The following is a 9239-nucleotide window of genomic DNA, read 5'->3' as shown; positions in this document are numbered from 1 at the left end:
ATATATATAGTTTATAACTATATTATATTGATATTAATTATTAAATTAAGGTGATAATATGGCAAAAAAAAGAATTTCTGACGTACTTATCGATGTCTTAGCTAGTGCTGGTATTAAACGTATTTATGGTATCACAGGCGATAGTTTAAACTCTGTAAATGATAGTTTACGCCGCAATGGTAAGATTGCCTTTGAACATGTACGTCATGAAGAAACAGCAGCCTTTGCTGCAGGTGCAGAAGCATCCTTAACTCATAAATTAACTGTATGTGCTGGTAGTTCTGGCCCTGGTAACTTACACTTAATCAATGGTCTATTCGATTGCCATCGTAATCGTGTTCCAGTATTGGCTATTGCCTCTCACATTCCTCAATCTGAAGTAGGGTTAAATTATTTCCAAGAAACACATCCTGAAAACTTGTTTAAAGAATGTTCTTGTTTCTGTGAACTTGTATCCAATCCTAAACAAATGCCTGAAATCCTATTCCGTGCTATGAATGCTGCTGTAGGTAACCAAGATGTTGCAGTTATCGTTCTTCCTGGGGACGTTGCAGTAATGGAAATGGAAATTGATGAGTTACCTGTATGGACTCCTCCTCGTTTACCTCATATCGTGCCACAACGCACCGATATTGAAGAAATGGCTGCTCATTTAGAAACTGGTAAACGCATTACTCTCTTCTGTGGTGCAGGCTGTGAAGGTGCTCATGACGAAGTTGTAGAATTAGCAAAACGTTTACAAGCACCTGTAGTACATGCTTTCAGAGGCAAGGAATGGGTTGAATGGGATAACCCATATGATGTAGGTATGACTGGTCTATTAGGCTATACATCTGGTTATCGTGCTATCGAACAATGCGATACTCTGGTAATGCTTGGTACAGACTTCCCGTACCGTCCATTCTATCCAGAAAATGCAAAAGTAATTCAAGTGGATAGAGATCCTAGTGCTTTAGGTCGTCGTGTTCCTCTTACACAAGGTATTATTGGTACTGTAAAAGATACATTAAAAGAATTATTACCTCTTGTTGGTCAACGCGGTGATACTGAATTCATCGACACTGTACGCAAAGCATATGCTAAATTCAGAGGCGACTTAGATAGCTATGCAGTAGCTGAACCAGATGGTGTCGCAATTCACCCTCAATACTTTGTAAACCGTCTCAATAAATTAGCTGCTGAAGATGCTATCTTTACCTTTGACGTAGGCACACCAGTAATTTGGACTGCTCGTCATTTAAAAACAAATGGTAAACGTCGCATCTTAGGTTCTTATAATCACGGCTCCATGGCCAATGCCATGATGCATGCCATCGGTGCTCAAAATGCATGTCCTAATCGTCAAGTCATCTCCCTTTCCGGTGATGGTGGCTTCACAATGATGATGGGCGAAATGTTAACATTAAAACAACTTAACTTACCAGTTAAAATCTTTGTATTCAACAACGAAGAACTTAGCTTCATCGCCATGGAAATGAAAGCTTCTGGCTACCTAGACTATGCTACGGACTTTGTAAATCCAGACTTTGGCAAACTTGCGGAAGCAGCTGGCATTAAAGGTGTAAGCATTCAAAACTCTAGCGAAGTAGATGAAAAAATTATGGAAGCTCTCAACCATAATGGTCCAGTCATCGTTAATGTTCGCGTAGATAAACAAGAACTTGCTATGCCACCTAAAATTGCGTACCAACAAGCTAAAGGCTTCAGCAAATACTTGATTAATGCAATCCTTGATGGCCGTGGTACAGAACTTAAAGAAATGGCCAAAACAAACTGGATGAAGTATAAATCCTTATACTAAAAATCTGCCAAATTTATCAAACCTGCCAAACTAAATAAACTGCAAAACTTTCAAAAAGAGGAGTCATCATTTGATGACTCCTCTTTTATCTATAATAATCGTCCTCGTAATCGTCTTTATACCGTATTGCATCAAGATCTGATGGCGATAATACATTCCCCTCTTCATCGACATATTCTCGGAATTCGTTAAAATATACACCTGGAATATCGGATTCTTCCAACTCAGGCACATCCTCGGGCTCAATATCCCAAAATTCAATCTCTATAGGTTGATTTTGATGCTCCTTAGCAATATTCGATTCACATCTATTATCTTCTAATTTTATTTTAGGTTCTTTAGAAATATTGCTATCCGATGACTTAATTCCTAAAAACTTCAATAATCCACTTATCATTACATAACACTCCCTTACACCAATGATATATTAATTGTATTGTAGCAAAATATATAAAAATAAGCACTATATCACCTTTTAGGTATATAGTGCTTATTTTGTATTTAGGTTTTAACTTATATTTTATTATGCTCCAAAGAGTGACATTTGTTCGTCTTCAGGTAGTTCACCACAGCATTTGAGTTCTTTCATAAGATCAATGATGGTATTAGATACCTTACAACGACGTTGCAAGTCTTTTAGAGATGTAAACGGACGTTCTTCTCGTTCAGCAACGATAGCATCAGCTACAGTTTCACCTAAGGAATCAATAGCTAAGAATGGCGGCAATAATGCACCATCTTTAATGCTAAAACGTCTAGCTTCGGAGTGCTGGATATCTACATTGATAAAACGATAGCCCCGTTGATACATTTCCATAGATACTTCTAACGCACTCATAAGGTCCTTATCTTTAGGACTGGCAGCACGATCGAGAGCCTTAATACGGTTGAACTCAGTCATTTGAGTTTTAAGGTCTCCCGTCATAATGCGTAAGTCAAAGGCCTTGGCACGAATGGAGAAGTATGCCGCATAGAATGCCAATGGATGGTACACCTTAAACCAAGCAATGCGGAATGCCATCATTACATAGGCTACCGCATGGGCCCGTGGGAATAGATAGGAAATCTTTTTACAAGATTCAATAAACCATTCAGGAATATTGTTCTCACGCATTTCTGCTTCAAATTCCGTAGTAGCTTGACCTTGTTTGTTTCGTTTTTCAATGCCCTTACCTTTACGTACGTTTTCCATTACGAAGAAACTATGCTTTCTATCCATGCCACGATGGATCAAGAAGTTCATTACGTCGTCACGGGTAGAAATAGCTTCGTTCAACTTACAAGTACCATTTTTAATGAGATCTTGCGCATTGTCGAGCCATACGTTGGTACCATGAGAGAAACCAGAGATACGAACTAAATCAGAGAATGTTTGAGGACGAGAGTCTTCAAGCATGCCTCGTACAAACTTTGTACCACATTCTGGTACAGCCAAGCTGGCTACTTGGTCACCTTGTAATTGTTCAGGTGTTAAACCAATCCCCTCTGTAGAAGAGAATAAGCTCAATGTTTTTGGATCATCAAATGGTATAGTTTTTGCATCAATACCAGTCAAATCCTCTAGCATACGAATGATAGTAGGATCATCATGGCCCAGAATATCAAGCTTAGTCATACGACCTTCGATAGAGTGATAGTCAAAGTGTGTTGTTAATACGCCACTTTCCTTCTTATTCGCAGGATGCTGTATAGGTGTAAAGTGATGCACATCCATATCGCGAGGACATACCATGATACCACCTGGATGTTGACCAGTAGTATTCTTTACATTCGTAAAGCCTTTTGCTAAATGTTCAAAGAAACCACTACGGGCTTGAATATCTCTAATTTCAGCGTACTTTTTAACATAACCAAATGCAGTTTTATCAGCGATAGTACCAATAGTACCGGCTTTAAATACATTGTCACGGCCAAATAATTCTTCCGTATATTTGTGAGCTTTTGCTTGGTAATCACCAGAGAAGTTAAGGTCGATGTCTGGAACCTTATCACCTTCGAAACCAAGGAAGATAGCAAACGGAATATCATGGCCATTCGTTTGTAGCGCATGACCACATTTAGGACAGTCTTTACGAGGCAAGTCAAAGCCACCTGCATATTCGCCTTTTTCAAAGAATTCGGAATATTTACAGTTAGGACATACATAATGTGGTGGTAATGGGTTTACCTCTGTAATCTCAGACATAGTAGCTGCGAAGGAAGACCCTACAGAACCACGAGAACCTACAAGATACCCATCATCAAGAGATTTTTTTACTAGTTTATGAGCGATATAATACAATACACCATAACCATTGGAGATAATACAATCCAATTCATAGTCTAAACGCTCTTGTACAACACGTGGCAATGGATCACCATAAATAGCCTTCGCATTTCTATAGCACATTTCTGTGAAAGCTTCATCGGCGCCTTCAATTTTTGGAGAATATGTACCGTCTGGCACTGGTTTGATATCTTCGATACTATCATTAATAGCACGAGTATTAGTAACTACTACTTCATAGGCCTTTTCTTCACTTAAATAAGGGAAGGATGCCAACATTTCATCTGTAGTACGTAAGTGCAAATCTGGTTGTTCATCTGCATCTGGATAACCACATGCCGTTAACATGATTTCACGGTAGATTTTTTCTTCTGGTGTTAAATAATGAACGTCACAAGTAGCACATACTGGTTTATTTAAAGCTTCCCCTAATTCGATAACTGTTTTATTCATATCGATAAGAGCTTGCTCATCTGGCATAAGCCCTTTACGAACCAAGAACATATTATTTGTATGTGGCTGAATTTCAAGATAGTCATAGAAAGATGCAATCTCTAATAGTTCTTCCTTTGTAGCGCCGCGAACAATGGATTGCATAAGTTCACCAGCTTCACAAGCAGAGCCGATAATAATGCCTTCACGATGTTCTTCAATAACAGAACGAGGCAAACGAGGACGTACCTTATAGTGTTCAAGGTGAGAAATAGATATCATCTTGTACAGATTGCGCAAACCTACCATATTTTTAGCTAATAAGATAATATGGTAACGTTTATCTTTTTCTTTTTTCTTCTTCTTATCTACTACAAGCTCTTCATCACGAGCAACAATTTCATCATCAATGAGATAGCCTTCTACACCGTAGATAACCTTAACGCCCAACTCTTTACCAAGAGCTTGAGCTTCTGGAAAGGCTTGTACAACGCCGTGATCTGTAATAGCCACCGCAGGATGACCCCATTTTTTTACTGTTTTAAATAGGTCTTTAACAGATACAAGGGCATCCTTATCACTCATCTTAGTATGTAAGTGCAGCTCTACACGGGAGTCTGGACGGTTTTCAGTGCGCTCCACGCTATTAGTTTCCATAGCTTCAATGCTTCGAATAGATAAGATATAATCCTTATCAAATCGATCATCAAAGCTGACGCTACCTTGTACGCGTACACGTTGTAAACCTTTCAATTGTTTAAGTAGCGCATCCCCTTCTTCAGGGCTGTTCGTAAACTTGATAAATTTGATACTATTCGTATCGTCTACGATGCTACCGTTAACGATACTTTTACCAGTCTTAGTATCACGTTTATCTAGACCAACAAATACACCTTCAAAAATAACACTAGGCGTATCCAAAGTGCCCATAATTTTAGAGGTAACTCCCTCAATTTTAGGTCCTAAAATCATGCCTTCATCAGTAGGAGCATCCTTCGGTGCACGACGAGGATATTTGCTATCCCCTTCACTACCTTTTCCAGTAGATTTTATAGTACTTTTAGGTGCAAAACCTTTGCTTGCTTTAGGTGTACTGCTCACAGATGCGACAGTATCACTACCGCTAGATGCGGCAGCCGTTTGATTAGAACGAGACACAACAACTGGACTATTGTTGAAATAGCCTAACTCAACAGCCTCTACAAATGGAGCAAAATCATCTTCGTCAACATCATCATATTCATCTTGTTGATCATAACCAGCAAAAGACTTACCTCTAGGCACTTTGTTTTTAGCCTCTTCAGCCTCACGTTGCGCTTCTGCCGCTTCTATCCATTCACCAGCACCACAGCCACCACCATAATAATAGGTATCTAAACCTTCTCCAGTTTCAGTATCTACTTTCCATGCGAAACAACAAGCTGTATCGGTATTAGTTGGAATATCGTCAAAAGAGATATTTTTTTCCTTATACCATGCAGACAATCTTTCACGCAAACCAAGTAATGTGGAAAAGGCCGAGTCCGCCGCTTGAATCGTCACATGTTGGCTATGACAGTTTACATAGAAGGATGATTTCTTATTCTGTTTTGGTACAACACGATAACGTACTTTCATTTTTATCCCTTATACCCACAATAGGTAATACATAAATCTCTAAATCGCCAAATATCGCCCTTGCTGCTACGGCTATCCAATATAATCTCATAGAGCCCTTTTAATAAAGCTCGTAGCGCCTTAATTGAAATTCTAGGACTCGCCTCATAAGCTAGCTTAATTGGATATGGTTTAAATGACGAATCATGATCCTTACATAAGTTTTGAATAGCTTGAACAGACATTCCCGCTTGACGGCATTCGCTAACCAGTAACTGTAAACGTAATTGCCCCTCAATATAGCTCATTGCACGGTCTAATTCTTTATAGCCGAACATAAACGGAAATAGTTCAAGCAATGTATCAATATCTCGTTTTAACAGAGCCTCTTTAAAGGTGAAAATGTTTTTAGCCCCATAATCGCTACCATTTTCTTCGAGAAACTCTTTAGTAATGACTTTATCACCTATAATTTGTAGAAAATACCGGTCAAATTCGGTTCTCATAAAAGAAACCGGTACATCTTGCCACAAATCGATGAGATGAGCTACATATTCCTGTGCATCAGGGGTCATTTTAAAACCATTAGAAGTGCAATACTGACGTATCCACATCACAAGGTCTGCCCCTTCAAGGCGCTTACATTGATGATTGGGAATTTTATCTAAAATCGCTTTATTCTGCTTGATGCGTTTATCAATCATATCATGATAAATCAAAAGGATGGGATTATTCCCATTATATTCCATAATGAGTTCATATAATGGAACCCAAGCATCGCTATTTTTACCGCTTTTACGAATAATAGGTAAATTCACTAAACAAAATACCTTTTGATCGCCAAAGAGCGAATCTTCACATAGCTTTTCACTTATTTTCTGTGGCCCAGCTTCATCATCTAATACAGTTACTGGAAGGTCAGGATAGGCACTTAAAAATTTACGTTTTTCTTCTTCAATTAATTGTGGCTCATCGCCATAAATGAGTTGAATATGTACCATAGTTCCTCCTTTCACAGATAGATATCTTTAATGTAACTGTACCCCATTATATACATGTGTTCTGATGATGGGTCCACATCGCGTAATGCACCATGAGGACTACTAAATAAAACAGTATTATCCGGTAATATGCGACCAATTTCGTTCATTATACTAGATCGACTCGTAATAAATAATGTATTAGTCTTATCATTTAATTTTAGATTTTTTTCTCCTCTTTGTCCATTATATACATCGATTTCTTTCATACTATTTTTATATATTGTTTTTGCAGATCCGTTACTATGAAAGTAGTCTACTTTTACAACTTTTGGATTGACACCATATGCCCGTATAGCTTGATTGATAAGCCTTTCATTAGGTGTAGTTTTAATATGGTCTGGCGCATCAATTAATACATAGGCCCCTTCGTGATTAGGTTCTATACAAAGTAATACATTACACTGCTTCATAGGAATATAGTGAACCAATGCATTCTTATGATACTGTGTCACATAATATGAAGTACCAAAGGTTGTGACCATAAAAACTAAACATAACACTATATAAACAGTATACCTTTTTCTATGGGTTAAAAAATACGTAAATAAACCTAATAGAACCAAATACAAATAAGCACAATAAGGATTCATCATGCCTAACCAAAGTAAACTGCCACTACGACCTAACACATGATTTAAATATAAGGATATACGTAATAGTACATCTATCAATGACCATAGAAATGATATCGGCAATACATAGCTAATAACAGTACTTATAAAAATTAAAACGATAGATAAATCTAATAAAGGTGCCACTATACAAGCTGCTAACAAACTAGCAATACTAATATAATGAAAGTAATATAGCTGTAGAGGCAAGATGAGCAACTGTGCTGATACACATAATACAAGAGGTGTTTTAATCCATTTAGGTAACCATTGAATACGTTCATATAATACTTTTCCCCATATGAGCAAACCATAGGTTGCACCAAACGATAGCTGAAAGCTTACATCAAATATAGAAAAAGGATCATATACTAAACATAGTATGGCACATATGCATAATGCTTGCTTAGCTTGATATAATCGACCTTTTATGTAAGCCATACACATGAGTATGCTCATTATCGTTGCCCGTACAACAGGAGCATCACCACCAACGACACCACAATACATACAGGCCACTAAAATTCCCATAATCAAACTGGTTCGTTTTCTTAATTTAATAAGTCGTCCCAGTCCATATACCAATGCTAACAAGAGAGCAATATGTGAACCTGATATGGATAAAATATGGATAAGTCCTGTGTAGGAAAAATCCTTCATTGTATCTTCCCCTAGCTCACTATAATGGCCACCTAAAGCTAATGATTGTGCTAATACATGTTGTGGACCCTCTAGATAATTAGAAATAGTTTTATCTATAGACTCTCGTATTAATCCACAAATAAATAAGAGTTTCCTATATAGTTCTTCAGAATAGGTTTCTTTAAAGTGAAATGCTTGTAAATCTTTATGACTCGCAACTCTATATACACCATCATAGATACGTCCTCGAGTATTGGAACTCATATATCGGCCACGAAGATTAATACGACCTTCCTCTTCGATAAGAAATAAGGACTTTGGGGTACCTTCTACAACTGCATATTCCCCTAGTCGTATGGGATGTTTGGTGGTAGATGCCTTTGAGTATATCTGTAAACGGCCCTTAGCATTAATATAATCATTTTTGGCAGTATCTTTATAAGGATGTAAGCTATGGATTTCAATGGTATATTTGTAATACTCATGTCCGTTCAAATTTACTCTTTCAGGAGCAATTACAACCGTACCAAGATATTCTCCTTCTTGGTGCAAATAATATGATGTATAGCTATTAAAATGTATAATCCGTAAATTTGTTTGGTAATACGATAGTCCTATTAAAAGGGACACAAATACTATTAACTTACCAAGTGAGCTCCACCAATTAGCCGATTGTAAGGCTTTAAAAACACCGACACCTATAATGGCTATCCCTATAGCAAAGATGTAGTGCATTTGATTGAGTACAGGAAAATAATTTCCATACCCTAGTATTGTTCCTATAATAATAGATCCTAATATAACATGTGCCCATTGACTATGAGTTAATACCACTTTTGTTTGATGAA

At 37.5% G+C, this 9239-nt stretch carries 5 protein-coding genes; 1 reads left to right on the top strand and 4 read right to left on the bottom strand.

Annotated features, from left to right (window positions below):
• The first annotated feature begins 58 nt into the window (after nucleotides 1-58).
• Nucleotides 59-1801: a ubiquinone-dependent pyruvate dehydrogenase gene (gene poxB, locus QZ334_RS05330; protein WP_295232517.1), complete on the top strand. Its 1743-nt coding sequence runs from the start codon at nucleotides 59-61 to the stop codon at nucleotides 1799-1801.
• 85 nt (nucleotides 1802-1886) lie between these two features.
• On the opposite strand, the gene QZ334_RS05325 is transcribed toward poxB, so the two are convergent.
• The 4 genes from QZ334_RS05325 to QZ334_RS05310 form a co-directional block, all read right to left on the bottom strand.
• Nucleotides 1887-2198, bottom strand: a complete 312-nt coding sequence (locus tag QZ334_RS05325) for a hypothetical protein (protein WP_295212734.1) — start codon at nucleotides 2196-2198, stop codon at nucleotides 1887-1889.
• A gap of 126 nt (nucleotides 2199-2324) precedes the next feature.
• A complete protein-coding gene (locus tag QZ334_RS05320) occupies nucleotides 2325-6116 on the bottom strand; it encodes a PolC-type DNA polymerase III (protein ID WP_295232516.1) in 3792 nt (1263 codons plus the stop codon).
• 2 nt (nucleotides 6117-6118) lie between these two features.
• Nucleotides 6119-7096 (bottom strand): DNA polymerase III subunit delta, encoded by a 978-nt coding sequence (gene holA, locus QZ334_RS05315; RefSeq protein WP_039969188.1) that lies wholly within the window; start codon nucleotides 7094-7096, stop codon nucleotides 6119-6121.
• Between the two features lie 11 nt (nucleotides 7097-7107).
• Nucleotides 7108-9239 (bottom strand): ComEC/Rec2 family competence protein (locus QZ334_RS05310; protein WP_295232513.1); only part of this gene is annotated, 2132 nt, incomplete at its 5' end.

This window comes from Veillonella sp. (genome assembly GCF_019414865.1).
Lineage (GTDB): Bacteria > Bacillota > Negativicutes > Veillonellales > Veillonellaceae > Veillonella.
The sequence above is the reverse complement of the archived record's forward strand: the minus strand, read 5'-3'. Positions and strand labels throughout refer to the sequence as shown.

What these genes read in the sequence shown, in the direction of transcription:
- QZ334_RS05320 (WP_295232516.1), bottom strand. Translation starts at nt 6,116, where the DNA reads ATGAAAGTACGTTATCGTGTTGTACCAAAACAGAATAAGAAATCATCC.
- QZ334_RS05325 (WP_295212734.1), bottom strand. Translation starts at nt 2,198, where the DNA reads ATGATAAGTGGATTATTGAAGTTTTTAGGAATTAAGTCATCGGATAGC.
- poxB (WP_295232517.1), top strand. Translation starts at nt 59, where the DNA reads ATGGCAAAAAAAAGAATTTCTGACGTACTTATCGATGTCTTAGCTAGT.
- holA (WP_039969188.1), bottom strand. Translation starts at nt 7,096, where the DNA reads ATGGTACATATTCAACTCATTTATGGCGATGAGCCACAATTAATTGAA.